Source organism: Arcanobacterium phocisimile, assembly GCF_016904675.1.
Lineage (GTDB): Bacteria > Actinomycetota > Actinomycetes > Actinomycetales > Actinomycetaceae > Arcanobacterium > Arcanobacterium phocisimile.
This window is the reverse complement of record NZ_CP070228.1, coordinates 1,464,897-1,489,491: the sequence shown is the minus strand read 5'-3', so window position 1 is coordinate 1,489,491 and position 24,595 is coordinate 1,464,897. Positions and strand designations below refer to the sequence as shown.

Annotated in this window: 11 protein-coding genes and 4 pseudogenes; 10 read left to right on the top strand and 5 right to left on the bottom strand. The window is 44.5% G+C overall.

Annotation, left to right across the window (positions count from 1 at the left end; translation table 11 throughout):
* Nucleotides 1-76 precede the first annotated feature (76 nt).
* The 7 genes and pseudogenes from JTE88_RS06665 to JTE88_RS09285 all read left to right on the top strand — a co-directional run.
* Nucleotides 77-3,694: an SIR2 family protein gene (locus tag JTE88_RS06665; RefSeq protein ID WP_204423783.1), complete on the top strand. Its 3,618-nt coding sequence runs from the start codon at nt 77-79 to the stop codon at nt 3,692-3,694.
* Nucleotides 3,695-3,764: 70 nt separating this feature from the next.
* Nucleotides 3,765-7,340, top strand: a complete 3,576-nt coding sequence (locus JTE88_RS06660; protein WP_239519503.1) for a helicase-related protein — start codon at nt 3,765-3,767, stop codon at nt 7,338-7,340.
* 47 nt (nt 7,341-7,387) lie between these two features.
* The gene (locus tag JTE88_RS06655) at nt 7,388-10,165 is read left to right on the top strand and encodes a DUF1156 domain-containing protein (RefSeq protein ID WP_204423782.1); all 2,778 of its coding nucleotides are present in this window, start codon (nt 7,388-7,390) and stop codon (nt 10,163-10,165) included.
* An 80-nt stretch (nt 10,166-10,245) separates the two neighbouring features.
* A complete protein-coding gene (locus JTE88_RS06650; RefSeq protein ID WP_204423781.1) occupies nt 10,246-13,638 on the top strand; it encodes a DUF499 domain-containing protein in 3,393 nt (1,130 codons plus the stop codon).
* Nucleotides 13,639-14,023: 385 nt separating this feature from the next.
* A complete protein-coding gene (locus JTE88_RS06645; protein WP_204423779.1) occupies nt 14,024-14,479 on the top strand; it encodes a hypothetical protein in 456 nt (151 codons plus the stop codon).
* A gap of 557 nt (nt 14,480-15,036) precedes the next feature.
* A pseudogene (locus tag JTE88_RS09290) lies at nt 15,037-15,166 on the top strand (transposase-like zinc-binding domain-containing protein); the annotation flags it as partial.
* An 84-nt stretch (nt 15,167-15,250) separates the two neighbouring features.
* A pseudogene (locus JTE88_RS09285) lies at nt 15,251-15,412 on the top strand (IS256 family transposase); the annotation flags it as partial.
* Between the two features lie 330 nt (nt 15,413-15,742).
* On the opposite strand, the gene JTE88_RS06640 reads toward JTE88_RS09285, so the two are convergent.
* The 3 genes from JTE88_RS06640 to JTE88_RS06630 form a co-directional block, all read right to left on the bottom strand.
* Entirely contained in the window at nt 15,743-15,904 is a 162-nt protein-coding gene (locus JTE88_RS06640; RefSeq protein WP_204423777.1) for a hypothetical protein, read from the bottom strand.
* 298 nt (nt 15,905-16,202) lie between these two features.
* Nucleotides 16,203-16,379 carry a hypothetical protein gene (locus JTE88_RS06635; RefSeq protein WP_204423775.1) on the bottom strand — a complete coding sequence of 59 codons (177 nt, stop codon included), beginning with the start codon at nt 16,377-16,379 and terminating at the stop codon, nt 16,203-16,205.
* Between the two features lie 573 nt (nt 16,380-16,952).
* Nucleotides 16,953-17,231 (bottom strand): hypothetical protein, encoded by a 279-nt coding sequence (locus JTE88_RS06630; RefSeq protein WP_204423773.1) that lies wholly within the window; start codon nt 17,229-17,231, stop codon nt 16,953-16,955.
* Between the two features lie 364 nt (nt 17,232-17,595).
* Between JTE88_RS06630 and JTE88_RS06625 the strand changes: the two are divergent.
* A pseudogene (locus tag JTE88_RS06625) lies at nt 17,596-18,006 on the top strand (GMP synthase (glutamine-hydrolyzing)); the annotation flags it as partial.
* Nucleotides 18,007-18,240: 234 nt separating this feature from the next.
* On the opposite strand, the gene JTE88_RS06620 reads toward JTE88_RS06625, so the two are convergent.
* Nucleotides 18,241-18,528 (bottom strand): TfoX/Sxy family protein, encoded by a 288-nt coding sequence (locus JTE88_RS06620; protein ID WP_204423771.1) that lies wholly within the window; start codon nt 18,526-18,528, stop codon nt 18,241-18,243.
* Nucleotides 18,529-18,745: 217 nt separating this feature from the next.
* On the opposite strand from JTE88_RS06620, the gene JTE88_RS06615 reads away from it, so the two are divergent.
* The gene (locus JTE88_RS06615) at nt 18,746-19,492 is read left to right on the top strand and encodes a carotenoid biosynthesis protein (protein WP_204423769.1); all 747 of its coding nucleotides are present in this window, start codon (nt 18,746-18,748) and stop codon (nt 19,490-19,492) included.
* A gap of 144 nt (nt 19,493-19,636) precedes the next feature.
* Nucleotides 19,637-19,907: pseudogene (locus JTE88_RS06610) on the top strand (GMP synthase (glutamine-hydrolyzing)); the annotation flags it as partial.
* A 2,737-nt stretch (nt 19,908-22,644) separates the two neighbouring features.
* Here JTE88_RS06610 and JTE88_RS06605 read toward each other — a convergent pair.
* Nucleotides 22,645-24,408 carry a DUF262 domain-containing protein gene (locus JTE88_RS06605; RefSeq protein WP_204423767.1) on the bottom strand — a complete coding sequence of 588 codons (1,764 nt, stop codon included), beginning with the start codon at nt 24,406-24,408 and terminating at the stop codon, nt 22,645-22,647.
* Between the last annotated feature and the right edge of the window lie 187 nt (nt 24,409-24,595).

Here is a 24,595-nt window from a genome sequence, read left to right as displayed (position 1 = left end):
AAAACTAGTTCGATTCATGAAGCTGAGATGCGCGAACATGTCCTGCCGTATGCATAAACACAGAAAGGGTATCTGAGTGTGGATAACCGGTGAGGTTGAACTACCCGATGCAATTTTAGATGCGCATGCAAAAGGTGAATTGGTTTTCTTTGTTGGCGCTGGTGCATCACTCGATAGCCCTTCGAGGCTTCCTACGTTTCAGCAACTTGCCATGCAACTTGCGCAACGTGCATCGCATTCTGAGCCTAAAGAAGATGAGCCCCTAGATTATTTTATTGGGAAACTGGAATCTCAAGATTTTGATGCGCATCAACACACGCGCGAAATAATTTCGGATTCGACGTCGAGACCCAATTCACTTCATGCTACAATAGTTGATTTAGCTAATAGTGGGGAAAAGTTTCGTGTAGTAACAACAAATTACGATAATCATCTCTCTGAAGCGGCACGTAGTCAAGGAATTACGATTCCTGATATGTGGTATTCTCCGGCGCTTCCCTTGGGACATGATTTTACGGGTCTAGTGCATCTGCATGGATCGGTGAAGCGCCGAAAAGAAGAAATGGTTTTAACTGATCAAGATTTCGGACATGCATATCTTACTGATGCATGGGCCACTCGTTTTCTTACCTCGATGTTTAATCGATTTACGGTCGTTTTTATTGGCTATAGTCATGACGATACTATTATGCAATATCTAGCGCGGGGGCTACCGTCAGATAGCAAGGGAAACACTGGCAATACCTCAAAGAGATATATTTTTACAAGTCGTCCTTCCGGCGAAAATGCGCGTAATCTTTTGGATGAAAAGTGGAATTATTTAGGCGTTGAGCCGATTGTGTATCCAGTTATTGATAAGGATCATTCAGTACTAGTTAGGGCACTGAAAACATGGGCTGATCGCGTCAGACTCGGTAGAGCTGAACATCGTGCTCGAGTTAGAGAAATCGTTGTTGGTGGAATAGAAATGTCACCAGATGATCGAGATTATATTCGTAAACAGCTCCAAACTGAAACGGGTACTAAGGATTTTCACGAAGCAACTAGATCATTGTTAGATTCGCAGAAAGTTGAGTGGCTGAGATGGGTTGAAGAAATCCCCGAGTTTAAAGCTCTATTTTCCTCGAATGCTAGTACGAATGAATCGTATTATCTAGCTCAATGGTTTGTTGATATTTTTATTGAATCGCCGACTTTAAACGGCTTCGCATTACAGACTGTTCAACGTTTTGGACAAAAGATGAGTTCAATTTTATATCGAGAGATGTGTATTGGGGCATATCGATTACAAGAGGAAGATAACGCTTCAAGCAAATTATGGAAAACACTTTTAGCTACCTCAATTTATGGGCAGTCGATACAGCGAGATTCATTAGATTTCTTATATGCAGATGCTTCCAACTCCGAGGTGTGTGTGTTGCCCTTACTGAGAACAATTCTTCGGCCTTTCCTGAAATTGGAAGTAGACTTTATCAGTGAACAATTAACTGGCAACGATATTGCAGAGCAGGAAATAAAATTACCCAATGCAAGCGTATCTTGGCTTTTGGAAGAATCTGAACTAACTGAGCAAGTGAAGTTGGCAGTCAGTGTAGCTGCTCCGGGAGATAAGGCGCTTGGTGGACTCCTAGAGGGAGCACTTTTAGAAGCATACGAACTACTCGCTGTTTACTATGGGGATAGATTGTTTGATCCACTAAGTTTTCACCGATCAGCGATTGAACCGCATCCTCAAGATAGCCGGCGAAAACCAGTCGATGCAATCATTGATGGACTTCGAGACTATGGGGTTAAGACGCTACTTCAATGGCAGAACCTACCTGACCGTTGGTGGAATTTTGAATATCCTCTTATGCGTCGGCTAGCCTTACATCTGATAACGATTGATCAAGAACGCAACTCGGATCAGAAGATTACTTGGCTACTCGATCGAACTGGGCTATATGTATCTGCTTTTAAACATGAGATATATCAGTTACTTCGAGAATCAGTTCCGTCAGCCTCGTTAGTACAAAAGCAGAAGGTTCTCGAGGCTGTTTTACTTGGGCCGGATTATCCAGAAGAGCGTGATGATTATGATCGAAAAGCAGCATATGCAAAGTACAATTTACTTGCGTGGTTAAAACAAAGTGATCCTAAGTGGTCTGAAGTGATTGCTGAATTTGACGCTATTCAGGTGGCGAATTCAAATTTTGCTGTCCGTGAGCATCCTGACTTGGACATGTGGATGGAGAGTGGAGTTCGTACTGAAAAATTACCTTTTAGTATTGATGAGTTTATAGGTAAAGTTGAGGAAAACGCTCAAAATGCAGTAGAAAATCTTGTTGCGTATGATTATTCCCCATTTAGCTTAAATAGTCCCAGGTGGGAAGATGCAATATTACTTGTTAAAAAGCTTGCTCAGCAACGCCCAGATCTTGCAATAACTTTGTGGGATAAGTTAGGTGAGCGTACGGATATTGCCGAACCGCAAAAAGAGCTCTATAACGCGATTATTGAAGGATGGAGCGAGTCTGATCTTGGCAATAGTGTGGATGATGCGATTGAGCATTTAAACTCACTCGTAGTCGATAAAGATTATGCACATATGATCGGATATTTCCTTCGCCAACAGATTCTACAATGGATTGACGCGACGGAATCAGCGACGCTAGCCGTAATGCGAAAGTTAGCTCGAGCGTTGTGGGATGAACACAGCACCGAATTCACCTATTCGTACAAAGATAGTGTAAGCGCCTTGACTTTCGCACCGCTATATTTGAATTCATGGCCAGGATTTTTGGCGCAGTATTGGATCAGCGAAGTTGATCGTCGTTGGCGTAGCGAGCGAGATTCTTGGTTTGGCCTTAACGATGAAGAGTTGGATGCGCTTGTTGCATTTTTAAATGCCAGTTCTGATGCGTTGGATGCTACCCAGCCGGCAATCGCTCAGCAATTGTACTTCCTGTATGGTGCGGATAAAGGTTTTACAACCGATCATGTGTTACCGCTTTTTGATGATGCCGAGCGACATGCGTATGCGTGGTATCCGTTTTTGCATAATGCAAGATGGAACGATAGTCTTCTGGAAGCTGGTCTATTTGATACTATGGTTACTGAGTTGGATCGTCTTGGGGAATTACCTGAAGAAATGATCCGAAATACATTTTTAGAGCTCGTTGTCGCGGTTGTATCCTACGCGGGTATTACGGATGATGAACGTAGAGGGCTGCTTGATAGAACAATTTTCGCTTCCAATGGGCAATATGCAAATCAATTTGCACAAGCAGTAATCCATTTCCTCGCGAGAGAAGATGTCGATGGTGTAGAGATCTGGCAACAGTGGCTCGGTGAACATGTCCGGCGCAGGCTTGCCGGTATGCCTCGGAATGCTTCACTAGCCGAACTTTCTTGCTGGGCAGATGCTGTTCCGTTCGTTGGAAGGTTTATTCCGAAAGCGATTGCGCTTTTCGGCGTGCGTAACATTGGTTTTTCTGAGATGAGTAGCTTTCTAAATATTCCGAACCAAGCTCTTAATAGCTATGGAGAGCAGTTAGTGGAATTCTTATCGAAAAGAATAAGAAGCACAACTAAGACTGGCGTAGTCATCGATTGGGAACTCCAAGAATTAACTAAAATGGTAAAGAATGTGGTTGGAGACGATATTGCCCGACCAATGGTAGATGCGTTAATCGAAAAGGACCTGAAGTGGTAATGCTGTTAGTTCGCAGTCCTTGTACGAGTATGGATTCAGTGATATAAGATGCGAAAGAAGGGAGCCCGTGGTGGAGTCTGAACTGATGTTGGCAGCGTTGCAGGTAAATCAACGTATTCATGGTCTTGTCCCCGGAGAAAATGTCACTCTTATACGTGTTGACCGGATAGATGATGACTTGGTAGAAGTAACGTATCGCTATGATGATGGACGCACCGGAGAGCGGTCCCTTACTGCGGCAGATGTGCAGAACTTTTCTCATGTGAGGGGCGCTGAAGACGCTCCTGATTTTAATGCAGATCCGGATGAATTTCGACTAGCTGCAGAAGCACTGAGAATCAAATATGCTGCGACGTACGATCCAATGGCTGCCGTCAGCAGCTCCGATGTGGAACCCTTACCACACCAGATTCGTGCAGTATATGAGGAACTAATTCCACGTATTCCGTTGCGGTTCTTATTGGCTGACGATCCAGGCGCTGGCAAGACTATCATGGCAGGCTTATATCTGAAAGAACTCATTCTACGTTCAGATTGTGATCGTGCGATTATTGTTGCGCCGGGCGCTTTAGTTGAACAGTGGCGCGAAGAGCTCGCACAGAAATTTGATTTACGGTTCGAAGTTTTCAGTCGGCAGATGATTGACGACTCCGTGGGACACAATGTTTTTGCTGAACATCCATTCCTGATAGCGCGCATGGATCAGCTTTCCCGGAATGAAGATATCATGGAACAACTTCGTGATGTTGAGTGGGATGTCGCGATTGTTGATGAGGCGCATCGTATGTCGGCGCATTATTCATCTTGGGAAGGCGAAGTCAAGGAGACAAAACGTTTCGCTTTGGGGCGCCTACTTTCCGAAACCGCTCATAATTACTTATTAATGACTGCGACTCCACATGCAGGTAAAGAAGAAGACTTCCAGCTATTTATGTCTTTGCTGGATCGTGATCGTTTTGAAGGTAAGTATCGGGAAGGAGTTCACCGCACTGACACGAGTGGAATAATGCGTAGGATGGTCAAGGAAGACCTCTTGACGTTCGAGGGTAAACCGCTTTTTCCGGAGCGTAAAGCATACACGGTTGAATATGAGCTAAGTGCGGATGAGCGTGACTTATATGAACAGGTTACTGACTATGTTCGTACTGAAATGGGGCGGGCTGATCAAATCGCACAAGGTGGTGATAAGAAACGCAGTAATAACGTGGGCTTTGCTTTAACAGTATTGCAACGGCGTTTAGCTTCAAGTCCGGCAGCCATTTTACGGTCGTTAGAACGGCGTCAACAACGGCTTTCGGCAAAGCTTACTGAGATGCGTAACTTTACATATAGCGCCGGAGAAGAATTGGAAAATACAGGAACGGAACAAGAGGATTCTCGCAATTTCGATTTTGTTGATGCATCACTTCAGGACTTTTCAGTAGAAGATTTCGAAACATTCGATGAAGAGACGACGGAAGAAGAACGAGCCGCATTTGAAGAGCAAATAGAACAAGTTGTTGATCTAGCAACGGCTGCTAGAACTATTCCAGAATTGCGTGCTGAAATTGCTACTCTAGAAAATCTAATTCTATTAGCGCGTCGAGTACGTTATAAAGATGATGATAAAAAGTGGGTGAGACTGCGGGCCATTCTCGATGAGAAACTTTTGGAGCGTAAGATTTCTGGTGAAACTCGAAAAATCATTATCTTCACCGAACATCGAGACACTCTAGATTATTTACATTCAAAGATAGCTGCGCAGTTTGGCCGCGAGGATTCGGTGATTACTATCCATGGTGGTACTCGCCGTGAAGAACGTAAATTAGCACAAGAGCGTTTTACCCATAATCGTCATGCTGTTGTTCTTTTGGCAACAGATGCTGCAGGTGAAGGTCTAAATCTGCAACGTGCACATTTAATGGTAAATTACGATCTACCATGGAATCCGAACAGGATCGAGCAACGTTTCGGGCGTATTCATCGCATTGGGCAGCGTGAGGTATGCCATTTATGGAATATGGTTGCGCGCGATACGCGTGAGGGTGATGTTTTTGCTCGCCTTTTAGATAAAATTAAACAAATGTCGATTGCTTATAACGGAAGCTTGTTTAATGTTCTCGGCGAAGGCGATGCGTTCCAAGAAAAGTCACTGCGAGATTTGTTAATTGAAGCGATTCGTTACGGAGATCAGCCGCAGGTTAAAGCGAAGCTTCACCATATTATTGATGAAGGGGTGTCTCAGGGACTAGATGAACTACGTGCTGAACGTGCGCTCCATCAGGAAATGTTTGCTGATTTTGATCTCGAATCTGTTCGTGCGCAGATGGAAAAGGCACGTGAGCGTCGACTACAACCCGGATACATTGCGGCGTTTTTCCTACCAGCTTTTCAACGTCTGGGAGGGAGGATATCTCAACGAGAGTCTGGCAGGTATGAAATAATGTTTATCCCGCAACGGCTGAGCAGAATTGCACGGCGGTTAGATAGATGGGCGCCAATACCAGAACATTATGAACGTGTAACATTTGATCGGTCACGAATGCGGGTAGATGGTCTTTTAGATGCGTCTATGATAGCGCCGGGACACCCATTGTTACACTCAGTTATAGAAGCGACTATTGAGGATCTTGGGGAGTCGTTAAAGCAAGGCACAGTACTTATTGATCGCAGTGCAGAACAAGGCGATTTACCAATGCTGATGTATAGTTTGGAACAGCGTATTGCGAATAATTTCGTACCCGCTGATGTTGTGTCACGTCATTTTAATTATGCATTGTTAAGTCAAGATGGGCATGTGGCGATGTTAGAAGCTCCTCCTTATCTTGATTATGATCGACCAGAAGACGCTGAGAACAGCATGATTGCAGAAATTATTACCAGTAAATGGGTAAGTGAAAATCACGAAAAAGAGATTCGCGCTCGTGCGTATTATGAAGGTCTCAAACCTAGAATGGAAGAACTCAAAGCACGTCTAGAAGTTGAAACGCAGAGAGTTTCTCGGCAGGTAGAAGAGCGGTTACTTGCTGAAATTAATCATTGGGATAGTAAACGTAATGAACTCGAAGCTCGAGAACGCGAAGGAAATATCGGACGTATACGGGCTGACGCGGCGCTTGCCAAGGTTCATAATCTGGAAAAGCGGCTGGCGGAGAGAAAAATTCAATTAGCTAAGGCCACAGAACTTGTTGCATTACCGACAGTGACACGGAGCACGGTTTTAGTTCTTCCGAGTAAGTTAGTTTGCACCGGAAAAGCAGAATCTCAATTGTTTGCGAATAACACAGCCGAAGTGGAGCGTAGAGCTGTGGAGGCGGTATTGGCGGTTGAGCGGGCTTTGGGGCGCGAACCAATGGAAATGCCACGTAACAATCCCGGCTACGATATTCGGTCAGTGGATGCGCAGGGATATGTTTATTATATTGAAGTGAAAGGCAGAATTGAAGGTTCGGACACATTTACGATTACGACGAATGAGATCACATTTGCGCAAACACAAGAAGGCCGACATCGTCTTGCGCTTGTTGAAGTGTCAACTAGTTGTCCAGATAGCGATAGAGTACGTTACGTGTGTGACGCTTTTTCTCATCTCGTGCCATCAGTAACAACTCGTTCCTATAATGAATTGTGGTGTGATTATTGGGAGCGAGGGAATGATCCTCGCTGAAGGCAATACTGCTACAGCATTTATTGATATTAGGTGAAAGTGGTCTAGTGAGTACGCATAAAAAGAAGTTAATCGAAACTTCGCTACCTTTGGAAGCTATTAATGCCGCTTCGAAACGTGAAAAATCGATACGACACGGAAATCCCTCAACACTTCATCTTTATTGGTCTAGAAAGCCGTTAGCAACTGCGCGTGCAGTCTTGTTTGCCCAACTTGTTGATGATCCTGTCGCACGTCCCGAAGAGTTCCCCACGGTTGAGGAACAAGATGCTGAACGAGCCCGCTTACATAAGCTAATAGAGCGTTTAGTGATCTGGGAAAACAGCAACGATGAAGCTCTCTTCGCTCAAGCGCAGGAAGAAATTCGTAAAAGTAATGGTGGGAAATTACCTTCAGTTCTCGATCCTTTTGCTGGTGGAGGCTCTATTCCATTGGAAGCTCAACGCTTTGGCCTTGAGTCTTATGCGAGCGATCTCAATCCGCTCGCGGTATTGCTGAATAAATCTTTGATAGAGATACCTTCAAAATTCTCTGGAAAAGCACCTATCCATCCCGGTAGTTTGGATCAGCCGATATATTTACGAGCTGAAGGACTCTCGGAAGATGTGCTCTATTACGGACAATGGATGCGTGATGAGGCATATCGGCGAATCGGGCATCTCTATCCTCAAGTAAGCGGTCCTGATGGCGAACTGCACACAGTGATTGCCTGGAAATGGGCGCGCACAGTGATAAATCCAAACCCGGCAAATCCTATTGAGGTTCCCTTGGTAAATTCGTGGTGGTTGAGCAAAAAGAAAGGGAAAGAAGCCTGGATTCGAGCCAGCGTAGAGAACGGCCAGATGCGCTATGAGGTTGTGCATGACGCGAATGGTCCAACGGGCGATGAAGATGGGACAGTTAATCGGCAAGGTGCAGTATCTGTGAGTGATGGTACGCCAATTGGGTTTGATTACATTCGATCAGAAGCGAGAAGTGGCCGTTTAGGGGCGAAGCTCGTGGCTGTAGTAGCTGATACTAGTCGTGGACGGATTTATATAACGCCAACGGATTTTCATTCTAAAATACCTCAGATAAAATCTCCAGACATTGTCCCAGATTCAGAGATATTTGATTGGCCAGGACGAATAAATGTTTACCGATACGGAATGACTCGATGGGGAGACTTATTCACTAATCGACAGTTAGTCGCGATGACGACTTTAAGCGATTTGGTGGGTGAAGCACGAGAACGAGTACTCGCCGATGCGCTCGCGGCCGGCTTGCCGGAAGGCGATCGCTTAGAAAATGGCGGACATGGAGCACAGGCATATGCGGATGCGGTCACAACATATCTAGCGCTTGGAGTTAGCCGGCTAGCAGATCGATCTTCAAGCTTATGCAGTTGGGATTCGAGTAGAGAGAGTGTGCGAAACGTTTTCGCTCGGCAAGCTATTCCCATGGTGTGGGACTATGCAGAAGTTAATCCCTTCTCATCCTCCTCAGGAAATTTCTTAGGGCAGATCGAATGGGTGGCGAAAGCTCTCGCGCATACACCGGCTGTTTCGCAAGGTAGAGCAGAACAGATTAGTGCCACAAGTCGTAATTACTCCAACCTGGTGATTTCTACTGACCCGCCTTACTACGACAATATTGGCTATGCAGATTTGTCTGACTTTTTCTACGTCTGGTTACGGCGATCTTTAGCGGATATCCATCCGAGTATTGTTGGAACGATGCTTACGCCTAAAACGGATGAACTTGTTGCAAATCCCTATCGACATAATGGGAAAGAAGGCGCGGCACAGTTCTTCGTCAGCGGTTTTAATGCAGTTTTTGAGCGGGCACGTCAAGGGGCTATTACAGATGTGCCGATGACAGTCTACTACGCTTATAAGCAGCAAGATGGAAAAGCTGATGGATCTACTTCCACCGGGTGGTACACCTTATTAAGTGGTCTCATTGAGGCAGGATGGGAAATTACGGCTACGTGGCCAATGCGTAGTGAATTATCCAACCGAATGTTATCGCAAGGAACTAATGCACTGGCTTCTTCAATTGTGCTTGCCTGTCGCCCGCGGCCAGAGAATGCAGCAACCATCACACGACGTACGTTTATTGCGGCATTGAAATCTGAACTGCCAGAAGCTTTGCGTACTCTTATGCAGGGAACAATTGCGCCAGTCGATCTTGCTCAAGCAGCGATAGGGCCAGGTATCTCAGTATTCTCACGCTATGCGCGAGTGCGGGAGGCGGATGGGCGAGATATGAGTGTTAAAGACGCACTTATGCTCATTAATTCGACCTTGGACGATGTTCTTGGTGAACAGGAAACTGACTTTGATCCAGATACTCGCTTTGCGGTGAAATGGTATCGCCAGTACGGGTGGAAACAAGGAGACTCAGGTATTGCTGATCAACTTGCGCGCTCATCAGATACCTCAATTGGAGCTCTCGAACGTGGTGGAATCTTCGAAGCGAAAGGAGGAAAAGCCCGGCTGCTTTCTCCATCTCAGTTAGACGGCGAATGGAACATTCTTATGGATCAACGAGTCAGTGTTTGGGAAGCTACAGTTCGGCTAGCTGCCATTATGGAAAAGAACGGTCTTGATAAAGTTGCTGAACTACTCGCTTATGTGCAGCAGCGCATTAACACCGATGCAGTTAAAGAACTAGGATTTCTCCTCTTTCATGAAGCTGAGAAGAAAAACGATACGAAGGATGCGCTCCTGTTTAATGGATTAGTTAGTGCATGGAGTGATATAAACACGCAAGTTAGTAGCTATGTTCTAGTTGCGGAAACGGAATATCAAGGAGCTTTAGATTTGGGTGAAGACAAGAGCTGAAGCATTAAGCTACAGTTTTTAAAAGGATGATTAGTACTTAAACGAAGATGTTATGTACTTGAGGAATATGAGGGATGAAAATGGCGAGCAACAACCGAGAGCGAGTGGGTAAAGCATTCGATCTGCTATCCGAAGGTCTTATTGATGTGGTTGATACTGTCATGACGCAATACTATGAGACTTCGGACTGGCCTATGAAAATGGCGGAAGAAGATGCCCATAGACATAATTCTTCACCACGTATCTTGACTAAAGAAGATGTGTACGTGCAGTTACGCGCAATCACTGAAAAAGGTTACGAGTTCAAAGATATTTTGTCTCGTGCCCAACAAGGATTTGCTGCAGAATTGCGTGAAACTCGGAACTCGTGGGCTCATATCGAAAGATTCTCATCAGACGATACCTTGCGGGCACTTGACACAATAGAGCGTCTACTTCGAGCCGTCGATTCTCCTGATTCGGCTGATGATGTACAAAAGATCCATAGAGATCTGCAACGTTCGGTATTCGAAGAGCAGAAACGCCAAAAAGTACGTAAGAATCAAGAGACAATTCGGATAGGCTCACATCTTCCGTCTTGGCGTGAAATAGTGCAACCACACGAGGATGTTGCCAGGGGTGATTTTACTGCAGCAGAATTTGCGGCTGATCTTCATCTTGTGCATAGTGGGCAAATTTCGAGTCCAGAGTATCGTGACCCGGTTGAATTCTTCAACCGTACTTACCTCACAGAAGGGCTACGCGATCTTCTCTCCCGTGCACTCCGCCGATTGAACGGAGAAACTAGTGCGAGTCCAGTCGTCAACTTGCAGACGAACTTCGGTGGCGGCAAAACCCACTCCATGCTTGCCCTCTATCATCTCTTTGGCGGAACTGCTACGCAGGAATTCCCGGAGGAAGTCCAAGAGCTTATTGCGACAAATAATAATCCCGATCTTTCTTCCCTAAATGTGCGCAGGGTAGCTCTTGTCGGCACCTATCTCAAACCTGGGTCGCCTATTATCAAGGAAGACGGGACTGAAGTTCATACCCTGTGGGGTGAATTAGCATGGCAACTAGGCGGGCGTGAGGCATACGATGTCATTGCCGAAGACGACCGGGCCGGGACGAATCCTGGTGAAGCCTTGCGTACGCTACTTACACGTTTTTCACCCGCGCTTATCCTTATTGACGAGTGGGTTGCTTATGCACGCCAACTCGTTACCGATAAAGAATTACCGGCAGGATCCTTTGAAACTCAATTCACTTTTGCGCAATCTTTGACTGAGATAGCCAGATCTGTGCCGGGCGTTATGCTCGTAGTTTCTATTCCGGCGTCGGACGCTACAGGAACCGGATCTGGAAGCGATATCGAAATTGGAGGCAGGAATGGTCAGCTTGCCCTTGACAGACTCCAAAATGTTATCCGTCGAGTGGCAGATCAGTGGCGGCCTTCAAGTAAAGATGAATCCTTTGAAATTGTGCGTCGTAGATTATTCCAAGATCCGGATGCTCAAGGGATAACAACAATCGGCGCAGTTGCACGAAGCTATGTAGAGATGTATCGGAAAGAGTCTGCGCATTTCCCACGCGAAGCAACTTCGATGAGTGACGACTATGAAAAGCGTATCCGGGCTTCTTATCCACTACACCCAGAACTTTTAGATAGGCTCTACGAAGATTGGTCAACACTAGAACGCTTTCAAAGAACTCGAGGGGTTCTTAAACTAGTGTCTTCAATAGTTAACGAATTGTGGGCAGCCAATGATTCATCGCCACTGATTATGCCAGGTACGGTTCCCCTTGGTACAACGAGCGTTAACACGGACTTAACTCAATATCTAGAAGATCGCTGGAAGCCAATTATCGATTCTGATATCGAAGGTAAAGGGGCTACCGCGTTAGAAATCGATGCCGGACGGACAGATCTCGGAAAGCGCATTGTCACCCGGCGTATCGCACGGACAATATTTTTCGGAGCTGCACCGCGCGCTAAAAGTACTCGCAAAGGTTTAGATAAACAATATGTTTGGCTCGGAGCGGCAATACCGGGAGATGCTCTAGACAGTTTTGCTAACGCTGTTGAGCTTCTTGGGCAACGTTCAACATACTTCTATGAAGAACAAGGCCATTACTGGTTTGATACCCAACCATCTGTTACCAAAACAGCAAACGATTATGCCGAACGGCTCCGTGAGGATATTGAAACAGTTTGGAATGAGATCACCCGTCGGCTTCAAAGTGAGCAGAAAAAGCGTGGTAGTTTTGACCGCGTACATGTTGCGCCAGTATCTGATGCAGATATTCCAGATTTGGAAGAGACACGTATGGTGATCTTACCTCCGCGAATCTCCCAAGCAAAACACGATAGAAAAGAATCCGAAACTCTAACGTGGGTTCAACATGCTGTTGAAAGCAAAGGATCAAGCCAGCGTATCCATCGTAACTCGCTCATCTTCCTTGCTCCAGATAAAAATAGATTAGAAACTCTTGAAGCAAATGTGAGAACTTATCTTGGATGGAAAAAAGTTTTGGAATCTGGCGATAGTCTTAATCTATCGTTACAGCAACGCCGTCAAGCTGAGGCTTCTGTTGGAAAATTTGATCAGGCAGTCACATCGAAAATTCCAGATGTCTATATGTGGGTTATTTATCCGCAGCAACTTGATCCAACACAACCATTTACGTTAGCTGTTGAAAAGGTTTCTGGGTCAGAATCGTTCTCTTTGGCAGAAAGAGTTAGTGAAAAGCTCAAGCGTGATGAGCAACTTATTACAGTACTAGGTGCCGCTATTTTAGGATCTATACTGAATAACGACCTTCGAGAACTATGGGAGAAGTCTGGAGAGATTACAGTTGGGCAGCTATGGAGCAACTTTACAAACTACATCTATATGCCACGCCTAGTGTGCAGAAAGGTACTCGAAACTGCGATTGAAGATGCCCTGAATAATGTGCTCTTAGAAGAAGAACTATTTGCAATCGCAGTTGGGAAGAATTCAGAAACTGAACGCTATCAAGGGCTAGTCATTCCTCCTAACCCGGGATGCAACATTCAAATTAGCGATACCGTCATGCTCGTGCACCTCCAAAAAGCTCGAGAGCAACTTGAGAAAGATCGAATTGTGGAGGTAGACAATGGAGATGTGGTAGATGACTTCACCGTAATCGACGGCAATGATCTGACGACTAGATTTGACGTGAATGCGGACGATCTTAAAGATGGAGATAACGGTGCAGAAAAGGAAAGTTATTCATTACGCGCTACACGTTTCTTCGGTTCAGTTGAATTAGATCCTGATCGTTATTCCCGCTCATTTGGAAGAATCGTGGACGAGGTGATAAGCCGCATCGCTGGAACAGGAGTAGAACTCCAAATTACCCTTGATATTCAAGCTCAGAAACTTGAAGGGTTTACAGAATCAGAGGTCAGAGTTATTAACGAGAACACACAGGTTTTGAAATTCCGCTCGGCAGGATTTGAAGAGAATTAATGCTGGCTCATTCATGCCCATATGTCAGCAGTACTATTCACTAATTTTAGCTATGGAGCCTCTACTGGGCTTAGTATTCCATGCAGTACTTTGCCGTCAAAGTTGAGTAGTTTAGCGGTTCCAGTAACAGCTAAACTACAGACAAGAATACGAACTCACTGTCTGACAGACAGAGCTCATTCCGCAGACATACTTACGAGCCTTTAAGCCAGAATACTGGACAACAATCAAACAACTATTGACAATAGATAACAGGGAAAAGAAAGGCAAGTAAACCCGCGCCATACAGTCAAGAATATCTATCTCTAGATTAGGTATGCATATGGCTGTGGTTATCTTAATCCCTTATCTAAGTACATTCACGAAAAGTGAAAGGGTCAAATACATGGATGCTGTTGTTGCATCGTTAGCAAAAGATTTAGCTGTTTTGTCTGCCAAGAAAGCTGCATCAGGCATTAGCGCACTATTTACGGCAAATCGATTGAAGAAAAACATTGACGAGATGTGCAATTCTTATGAAGAAATAATAAATGAACTAATTCAGGATAGATCTCAAGCAATCGCAATCGCTCAAGCATATCAAGCTGAATTAGAACGTTACACTATTTCGGATGATGACATTAAACATCTACACAATACTATTGCTCATGCCCTGAATCTTTTATCGCAATTCTCTCCCGATAGCAATATCGACGGGTTGGAAAGCATAAGCTCGCTCATCTCTGTCGATACATTGAAAGCGATGCAACTCTTAGGGTTTAACTATAAGACTGCGATTGGTGAACCTCTGACCAACGCTTGCGCGGAGTTTATTGAAAAGAATTTAGGCTCTGGTAAGTAGCTTTTTCAGACCTGGTAAAAGTCCTTGAAACTAAAGCTTTATAAATGAATCTTCTTGCGACTTTAGGGATGTAAGAACGTAGTTCGTGGATATCTACAGAGCAATGCTTCTCACATTACGTCTAGCTGTCTATTATAGTGGGCTAGGTGTTGCAACATAATCAAAGAACAATTGGTCTTAAATATTTTGATAACGGATGCTCTCATCAGTCTAATATTTCGTCCAAAAACATAACGGTGTCTTTAGTGGGCATGTATGTCCTGAGAAATTTTAAATAAAACCCTTCTTGTGCTTTCTATATGTTGTGCACAAGTATCCCTATGGAAAGCCTGCTGTTCCACCCGTTTCGTCGGCTTCTAACCGCACTCGCTTCGTAGTGTCACCCAAACATAGTTAAGCGGGCTAACCAACGATCATTCGCTGGCTAGCCTCCTTATCCTCGTATTTCGCCTCAGTTAAACACAGGGTTAAAGGCCAGAAAGTGTGTCTGGAGTTGGGGTTTTTCATTGATGTAGTAGGGGAAAGTTGTAGATTCTTATCTGTGGTAGATAAGAATCATGACTTCCTCCCATTACCAACGACGTTGTGATATATGCAGTGGTGAGCTGAAAAAGAATGGTAAGACCTCGGCGGGTAAAACACGTTACCGCTGTAAATCCTGTGGTGCGTCTTCAACAGCTCACCGACAAGGACTGACCAAAGAAGCTCAAATGAAAAGCTTCATCAACCTCGATACTGGGTAATAGTTCGCGTAAAGAACGCACCATAACTCGTTCCCAACGCCGTAGCCAACAATGGTGTTGGAATGTCCCTGTCCCACATCCCCAACCCACTGGCGAGGTATATCAAACCCTCATGGTCGATGGCACCTACTTCGCTTCATGGTGTTTACTCGTGGCCTATAACGGGACACATGTTGTTGCTTGGCAATGGGCCATATGAAGTGTCCCGGGTTTTGTTCCTAGGCACGTGCCTTGATTTCTATTATTTTCGTGGTCCGGTGTTGCCGTTCCAAAACTCCTGTTCAACCTCAGCCGGTGTACGGTAGCCCAAGCTCTGGACAGGCCGTGACAAGTTCGGCCACGAGACCCATTCAAACGCCCGCGATTTCAACATCCAGCCACGCCCCGCCCACGACCACCTATGAATGAATCAGCTCATTCTTGAAATGAACCGTTGACGTTCTCAGCCAAAGCATTGTCATAGGAATCGCCAACCGTCCTGGTCGAGGTAAGTAATCCCATGCTCGGCAAGACACTCATTTTAAACAATGGACACATACTGCGAGCCGTGGTCGCAATGGTGAATCAGCCCTGTTGTTTTCTTCGCACATACGATCGCCTGATTGAGCGCCTGCAACGGCAACGCTTTACGTTCGCATTGAACCGACCAGCGTCCACCCGACAATCCGTCGGGAGAACACATCGGTCACAAAAGCGGTGTAGAGAAAACCCCTTACGGGTACGGACATAGGTAATGTCACCCCACCCACAACCGATTCGGTCTAGGAGCTCGACATTCACGTTGCACCAAGCCCGGGCGAGTATCTCACCCCCTGAGGTTTGCGAGTTGTCACAGGTGAGAGGCCCTTACCTTTACCACTAACTCCAGCAAGGCGCATCAAACGAGCGGTTTGCTCACGACCAATATCTTTTCCCCTCACGGTTCAACGCGTGCCACATTTTAACCAGTCCCATAGACACTGTAGTTACCTTCATGAACCTCAACGATATGCACTATCGGCAGCAGCATCACGTAGGCTACGAGCACTAACGCCACGGGATTTTGATCGACGATAGCCAGGAGCAGTGATGAAACCGCCAACACGGTGAGTGTTTAACGTCGTGCAGATGAACTGAGTAGAGAAACGATTTCGATACTCATCAATGAACCGAATCATTTACCAATGTTTCGGGGCCAGTTCCAACGCGAAAAAAGCCGACGCTGCTTATCTGAACTCATTAGTATCGCGAAGCTCCTGATTTCCACTAACGTAGCCGCGCATTTTCGACTTCCAAGTCCTCCGGCATGCATTCGACAACGTGCCCTTTCAGGGCGAGCTGTGTGCGTCGATTACCAACCGGTATGCCACGAAATACCTAAATTCGGTGCCGCAATTTTACACGGCTCTGGCATGGAAACATTTTCCGCCAAAATATGCTCTTCTACCAAGCGGACGACGCGATCCTTCGCATCCTGATCAAATTTCTTGCACCTACCCAAGCTATGCCCATCTGCTTAAACGAAACAAAACCTGGGGCACTTCAGAAGTTTCGCGTATGGGCATAGACACGTCAATCTCTAGTTGTTCACATAAAATACCGGCTAGATTCGAGGGCTAAAAATCGATTTCTAGGTATTACGGGAGTTTGAATCCAGTATTGATTTGAATCCAAACTCCCGTAGTCCGATAGTTTAACTTGTAAGTCGCTCTGAAGCTTATCGAAAGTAGATTTCCATCCGGTCGGAAGATTCAGTTGGCTGGATTTTTAACTAGCCGCCAAGATTGCTGATTGCTGATAGGGTCCAAGATGTCAGTGTTCTTTTCGTCGATGAAATCCCCTCGTTCAATTTGTATAACGGATTCCGAAGTAATTCCTGACAAGCAGTACCAACAAGCCTGTGGATTGGTATAGTCATTTTCGGGCCAAACGCTTGGTTGCTTGTAGTCTTTTGGATGATTCTGGATATCAGAGTGTTTACCAGACTTATATACTTCAGCTTTTAGTGCATATTTACCGTCTTTGGTCATCAGAATAATATGATCTACCTGCTGAAGTATGTCCGGCTTTGGGCCACTTCCAGTTGTAAATAGAACCTTTCCGTTGTGGTCAGGGTTCATAGCGTGCCATGTGTGAATCTGGACTATGCAGCTAGCGGGTAGCGTGAGTCCGTCTCGGTTTTGATCTTCAAACCTGTAAACCAATGTGTATGACATATTATAGGCCTTCCGTTGATCTGAAATTTGGCTCAACCGTATTTCCAAAATGGTTTTGGGATGCCGAATTTGTCAATCTGACATCTTATAAAATGATATAGCATACAATAACACGATATGAGATTAATGCAGTATTTACCCTATTTAAGGTACTCTGAGTCCAGTAATTTTGACGTCGGGCTTGTCTGAGGAGCTGGTGTGGCGTCAGCCGTTCCCAGGTCCGGGCCTTGGTATTCGTATCGTGGGCGATGTGACCTTCGAGCGTTTGGAGACGTTGCGCGCAGCAGCGGATGCGATCGTGCGTAAAGAGCTCAGTGCTGCTGGTATGGATCGGGAGATTTGGCAGTGCCCAGTTGTTTTGCTAGCTGACGTTCGTTCTGTTGGTGTGCAGGGCGACGGCCGTACCTACGGTCACCCGATCGTACTACGCCCGGTTTCGTCTGAAGATGCGATGACGGCGGACTGGACCCGCGTACCATACGACGTGCTGGCCAAGATCTCCAACCGCATCACCAACGAGGTTGCTGACGTGAACCGCGTGATGCTCGACTGCACCTCGAAGCCGCCGGCCACGATTGAGTGGGAGTAGGGGAAACCCGCGGCAATGGCTTAAAATAGGGATTTTTAGCCTATTGACATAAGCAACTGGGGAAATTCGGTAACGATGTTGAAAAGAATAATCTCAGTAATTTTTCAAAGTGGCTGACAATCGATGGCAAAAAGACCGTAGCTCAGCTACGGTCTTTTTGCGCTTTGTTGAACATAGATATTTTGCAAATACTATTTAGCCAAACATGAGTTTTGCCTCGGAAAGCAAAATCGATCACCGTGGTTTCTTTACTTTTCTTTCAGGCAATTCCGGATACATTTCTTCAATCATCTTCTGCATCGTTTTTCTATCATCCAGAATGGTTACAGGCAACATCGGTTTTGCCCCGGTATACGGAGGTTCCGGTTCGCTATCCGGCATATACTTCTTGCTTGCCTCAGTAATCTTTACCATAAAACCTTTACTGTAAATCCCGCCAAATATGCGTTCTTTATAGTAAAAGATATATCCGCCCATCATAGGGATACTTCGGATAGACCCAAGATCAGATAGTTGATCCATGATGTATTCCGAAAGCTCTTTACTGTTCAACATAATGACCTTCATTTATCGGGAAGATAGTTCTGTGTAAATTATCCGCGCTTATTGTACCCTGATCCTAACATTATCAAAGACGTCGATGCGTGATCCTTATACGCTATATTCTCTATCCGGCACCGTTAGCGTTTATCTAACGAAGGGCAGAAGCGAGTATGTTGTTTGAGATGGATCCGGACTTATGCCTCTTGTTGTGGCTGCGTTGGCGGTAGTGACTTTAGCTTTTATGACTTGGTATGCAGTGAAAGTGTTGGGGTGGAAGCCTGCACTTGCCATGATCGGCAGTGGTTTAGCTATAGCCTATGTCTTGGAAGAGATAGGTGTGCATACCGGTCTTATTTTTGGCAGATACTATTTCACTGCGCTGATGGGTCCGAAACTGGATGTTATCCCTATTGCGGTATTTTCCGGTTGGGTCACGCTTCTTTACATTGCATGGGTAATAACAAATCTGTTGATTGATGGTTCCCCAATTCCTACCAGGCATACGCCTGGCCTGATTGTTTTGCGAGCGGTTGTAGGTGCATTGGTTGTGACCACTTTTGACTTAAACTACGACCCAATTGCGGTGGAAAACGGATGGTGGGTGTGGCTGGATGGAGGCTCGTACTTCGGTGTCCCTGTACATAACTATGTGGGGTGGTTCTTCGTAGCCTTCGTGTCTTATTTGGTTCATGGGTATCAGTTACGCCGTAAACAAGTACTATCTTTAGAAGTAGCTTCGAAGGGCGTGCGTCGGTTGAGTATCGTTCCTGTTGTGCTGTACGGAATATCAGGACTTACTTTTATCCTTGTCAACTCTGGTGGGCAGCTGGGTCTTATCTCGTTTTATGTTTTCGGGATCCCATTCCTTGTGGCGGCATGGAAATGGGGCGTGTGGTACAAGAACTTGTCGACAACTACTAGGCTATCGGCAGGTTCACGGTAGATAGTCACGCTGTAGATATTCTTGGGTGTCTACCTTTATTGTCTTGTCGTGAGGCAACGAGATTCTGAGGGCTCTCCTGAAGGACAGCGTTACTCTTTGGCGAAACCGCTGAGGCAGTCGATCTGATTGCGTATCAGTAGCTCAAGTGCAGCCGGTATGGATCGTGAGATCTGGCAGTGTCTGGTTGCGTTGTTGGTTGGTGCTCGTGTGGTTGGCGTCTAGGACGACGCGCATACTTATGGTCATCCGATCGTATTACGCTCGTTATCGTCTGAAGATACGATGACGGCGAACTGGACCCGCGTGCAGACGACGTGCTGGCTAAGATCTTCAACCGGATTACTAACGAGGTTGCTGACGTGAACAAGTTATGCTCAACTGCGTCTCGAAGCCGTCGGCACTATTGAGTGGGGAAGCAGAAAGAAATAGACTTAGCTGTTTAAACCGTTTCCGTGCCGTTAGTGGTTGCAGTTGTTTTCGACTTTTGGTGATAAGACGGTATCAGAACTAAGACCAGGCTGTGACTAGAAAAAACTAGCCGAATCGCTAATAGTAGAAAATAGCAGATTCTCAGGAAAACGCGAAATTTTCAAATAATATTCTTTTTAAAGAAATAAAAATAATATACTTGATAGACAATGTTAGATATAAAAATTACAGAAAACCTGAAATTTTTGAATTTTGCTATTGAAGACAATTTAATATCGTTCAGATAGAAAGAGAAGAGGAGATAGCCTTGAAAAGGGTAGACGGATACATACATTTTTATATCACTATACTGATTTAAAAACCTTAAAACTTATACTTGTGAATAAAAATTTGCCTTTTACCTCGCTTAGGTACATGGATGATAAATCTGAATTTTTAACGGGAGAAGGTGCTTATTCAGGCAAATTTATTCTTTCAAGCAGTTGGACCGGAAAATAAAAAACAGTATTCCGCAATGGGTAATGTATGGTGATTCAAGTTGTGGAGTCTGTATCAAACTAGAAAGTTTTCCTTTTAATAATAATTATTTATAATATAGAAAATATGCGATTAGCTGACGAGGCGTCGGAGATAACAATGAACCAGCAAAGCATTTTATTACTCCTCCACGATATATTTTTGAGAGTGAATTTGTTGTATTGCCGTTGTTTGTCGACGATGATAAAGATATAAAAGCAAGAAGATAAAACGCAAAAGTTATATATACTGGTGATAAGTCAAAATTGCTTTCTGAGATTACTAATCAGTCGGAAAGCGGTTTTAATTTAGATTTTGCGAAATTAGGTACTTATAAACATAATCAATGGAATTTCACAAAGAGTGGAGATATAACATTTTATGTATTCCCATTGAGTTGCAAAAATTGATGCAGGAAGAGGATCGCAATTTTTGCGAAAAATTTTGGATAATATTTTTCAGATGATAATCCTAAGATAAAATTCGTTGACTACCATATTGATGAAAAGTATTTCAATACTCTGGAAGTCATCTGCGGGCCAATGATGGACGACTTTGACTATCAGGAATTAATTATTTTTGCAAAAGAATAAACCCAGATATTAAAGATTAGAAGAAGCGACTTGTATAACAAATGGTGGAATAAGAATCTCGATCTATAAAATATTTTTTGTATTTTGCTTTCCAGAAGAGTATCTGGATACGTGGGAAACTGAATTGCGTGACAGTGTGTTTGATGTTGCCTAAAGTACAGAGGCGTATAGACTAATATATTTATACGGTGTCAGTGCGCTGGTGCCTTTTAACGAATATTATTGAGTGAGAGTTTGTGAGGTTTTTGGCTGATTGATGTCTAGATAGTCTACGCGAAGCTTAAGAAACGAATGATAGAGATGAGCTTTTTGTGGACGAACCACAGGTGTCGCATAGCCACTCAAAACAGTAGAAGATGTTTTTACTGCTCCTCTATCTATTTTGGCAAGTCTATGTGGTTTGTTTGGAGCGTTTGTTACCCGCCTGTGAGGTGGTCCCGGACCTAGTCAAGCTTCTCTGAGTGACGATTCCGGAAAGTGATTCTGGTAAACCCAGTGAGATGGGTTGTGAAGCAGAAATCTTTTCCTTTCTAGCTTCGGCAATGATCACGGCGGTAGTTTCACCCTGATTCCAGACAACGAGGTGAGCAGTAGATAAAGAGGACACTCGGTGACTAACGCTTCGATCTGTGCCTGAATGTTGGTTCGTTGGCGATACAACCCGGCTAAAGTTCGCGATAAGTGTGGAATGACGATGGCTGTTGCATTCGTGTAGTAACCCTTACATTCTGCGCAGTAAGGGCGTCCAATGATCTCATCGGTCTAGGGTTACCGGCGCCTCACTCCGTGTTTCTTGAGCTTAACACCAAGAGGAGCCATTGGATTTCATTAAATTGGCAGGCGCTGCCAGGCTTGAAGTGCAACGTGGAAAGCCGGGTGATCTAGGCGAGGTCTGATCACGGGTTCAAAACCGGGATGGATCTGTATTATTAGGCCGTGGATCCTGTTACCAGTCTGCGTGATCTAGAGGGTCAGATAACGATCGAACCCAGTTTGCAGTCCAGCTCGGCCTCGTCCTTATCTAAAAAGTACGTAGAGTATGGCGTGGGGCGGGGGTGATGATAAACGCATCGTGTGGATTAGTTTTCGCATTGTCTAGATACAAGTCAGCGATCCGCCAAATTGTTAGCCGGGTTACGCACGCGAGCTTGATCCCTATCGCATAAGCGATGTGTAATGAGTGTTGCTGTAGCTGATTAACCATAGCAACACCTGGCCTTGGTCCGTGAGATCGGTATAGATCTGACGTAGTGATGAGAAGGAGTCAATCTTCTCGCCGGCTGAGTTAATAGTGAATTTTCAGTGATCAGTCTTTCCCTCATCGATACCAAGCTAGGTAGTGAATTCATCCGATTCTGTGATCTTCGCGACTTCGAGGCAAAACGGTTGTTCTCGTGGATATGTTTAGGCAAACATATCCATTCTGTACACAGTACGAGAGGCATCGTATCTCCGCGTTACGCCCCTGATTAGCAATCACGAGCGTCTGCCCGATCCCGGTTGACGACACCCCCGATCCTCAAATAAACAGGGGTAAATAATCATGCCGGGACCGTCCAGTCGACAAACTCATTATCCTGCAAATCCACCAGATGCTAAGCAACGGGGCTGACTCTATGGCAATAAGGCAGGTTTGATAATCGTCCTGTAGTAGTATTCCCCAAGTGCAACGGAACGCTTTTCAATAATTTCTGAATCAAATTGACTGTACTCGTCGCAAAGTTTAATTACTTCATCGTATTTAGAGTTTCGATAGATGGCTAGTTTTTCGTCAAATCTACGATTGTCTGCTTCCTCGTTCAGTGACTTTTCAAGGCAAATTAAGTTTCCGATTAGTAGTGTATGTTCGTTATCGGGGTTTTCATTGATGATATGTTCTATAGTAGCGTCATCCCAAAAATGATCTCTCCCGTTAGTGAATGAGATACTGAGCTTATTTAAAACATATTTTGTTAGCATGTTTGTTGGCCTCGGCGATTTCGAATACTTCAACGCTATAAAACTCGATATGAAAGCCTCTTCGGTGGGTATTTTATCTTCAAAAGCAGCGAATAAATGATCATTGATAATTCGCTCTGTCTCGTTTTTGCTTGTGCTTTTACGAAGTTTGATTGCAAAAGTAGAAAATCGAGCCTCATATATATTTGCTTGTTTTTTCAACAATGCAGAATAAATAAATATAAAATTTTCAATAAACTGGATTGCGCGTTTAAATGATTTGTTGCCAATGAGATTTCGTGATTTAACGTCCATCAAGGCCATGAAAGCAATTCGGGGTTGTGTCACTCCGAATGTCCTTTCGACGTTATTTAAACTTTGGACTGCCCAGTTATATTCTTTTCTATTGTTAAAATCTTCTAATAGCGGGTGAGCGATCTTCATGTACACTTCTGCTTCTTTACATAGATCCGTAACAAATGCGATGAGTTTATCCTTTTTCTGCTTTTCAGGGCCTTTTAAGAATTTAGATTTGAATTTGTCGTACAGTCGCGTAGTTGGGCATTTGTTGTATTTGGAGAACCAATAGTGCCTGTAAAATGTGACAAAACCAATTTCCGGGTCGCGCTTTCGGAGAATATTTTTCAAACTTTCCCATTGCGTGTAGAGCCGTTCATCCATGCCTTTTTCATCGTTATGGAATGGCTCGAGAACAGAATTTTTAATGAGGTCAACACTAGCAAGCTGTTTTCCTTTTGCGTTCAAAATTTCGAAAACTTTATATGCAACCCCCTTATCTTCTGTAACAATCGAAATGACTCGCATTTTTAAGATCTGGTCACGGATTCCTAATAGCAGATCTTCGTAGGATATATCTAATTCTTTAAAGTGGTCACGCTCCCTCAGATGACTTTCGTCCAATTCCTTATTGAAAAAATCGTATGTCCGCTTGATATTCATTTCTTCGTCAGTTGAAGGCTGCACATCCGCATGCGCCCCCAGAGATTGTACATATGCAAGGAAGAAAGGGTGCGAGGTTTTTGTTTGGATGCGTGGGACTAATTCTCCATAATTGTTTTCGCGTTTAACGTAAGAGAAAGTAGCTGAAGCGATTTTTTGTGAACCAATTTCTTCGAATTTGTAGGATAAAGCCGATAGCATTATTGTTATTACAGTTAATCTTTGTTGCCCATCGACAACATCAATTGTTTCATCAGTTTTTTCGGAACCGGAAAAAACCATTGTGCCTATGAAATATTCGGTCGGAATTATAGGTCTTTTCTTTGTTGGGTCAATATATAATGCATCGATGATGTCATCTAGAAAACGCTTGTAGTAAGTTTTGTCCCAGCTATAATCGCGTTGGAAGTTTGGGATCATCATCGTTGGGTAGAAACCGAGGATGGACTCTATATTCATGTCGCTTGGTTTCAACTGCATAGTGCATCTCCTAATGTGTGCTTTCAAAACTCTTACCAAAGGCCGTGTCTCTCCATAACCTGTTTTGCAGGTGAGGTTAATTTGAGGCGAAACGGTTCCAGCGTTTTAGTACTTACTGTACATAATGCTCATTATCTAATACATTTAAAAATAGTGCTAATTTTATTATATTTCTGTGTGTAATTCT

Coding starts and splice junctions, on each gene's coding strand:
- JTE88_RS06620 (WP_204423771.1), bottom strand. CDS start 18,528: ATGGATCAACTATCTGATCTTGGGTCTATCCGAAGTATCCCTATGATG.
- JTE88_RS06605 (WP_204423767.1), bottom strand. CDS start 24,408: ATGCAGTTGAAACCAAGCGACATGAATATAGAGTCCATCCTCGGTTTC.
- JTE88_RS06630 (WP_204423773.1), bottom strand. CDS start 17,231: ATGACCAAAGACGGTAAATATGCACTAAAAGCTGAAGTATATAAGTCT.
- JTE88_RS06645 (WP_204423779.1), top strand. CDS start 14,024: ATGGATGCTGTTGTTGCATCGTTAGCAAAAGATTTAGCTGTTTTGTCT.
- JTE88_RS06615 (WP_204423769.1), top strand. CDS start 18,746: ATGCCTCTTGTTGTGGCTGCGTTGGCGGTAGTGACTTTAGCTTTTATG.
- JTE88_RS06635 (WP_204423775.1), bottom strand. CDS start 16,379: ATGATTCGGTTCATTGATGAGTATCGAAATCGTTTCTCTACTCAGTTC.
- JTE88_RS06640 (WP_204423777.1), bottom strand. CDS start 15,904: ATGTGTTCTCCCGACGGATTGTCGGGTGGACGCTGGTCGGTTCAATGC.
- JTE88_RS06650 (WP_204423781.1), top strand. CDS start 10,246: ATGGCGAGCAACAACCGAGAGCGAGTGGGTAAAGCATTCGATCTGCTA.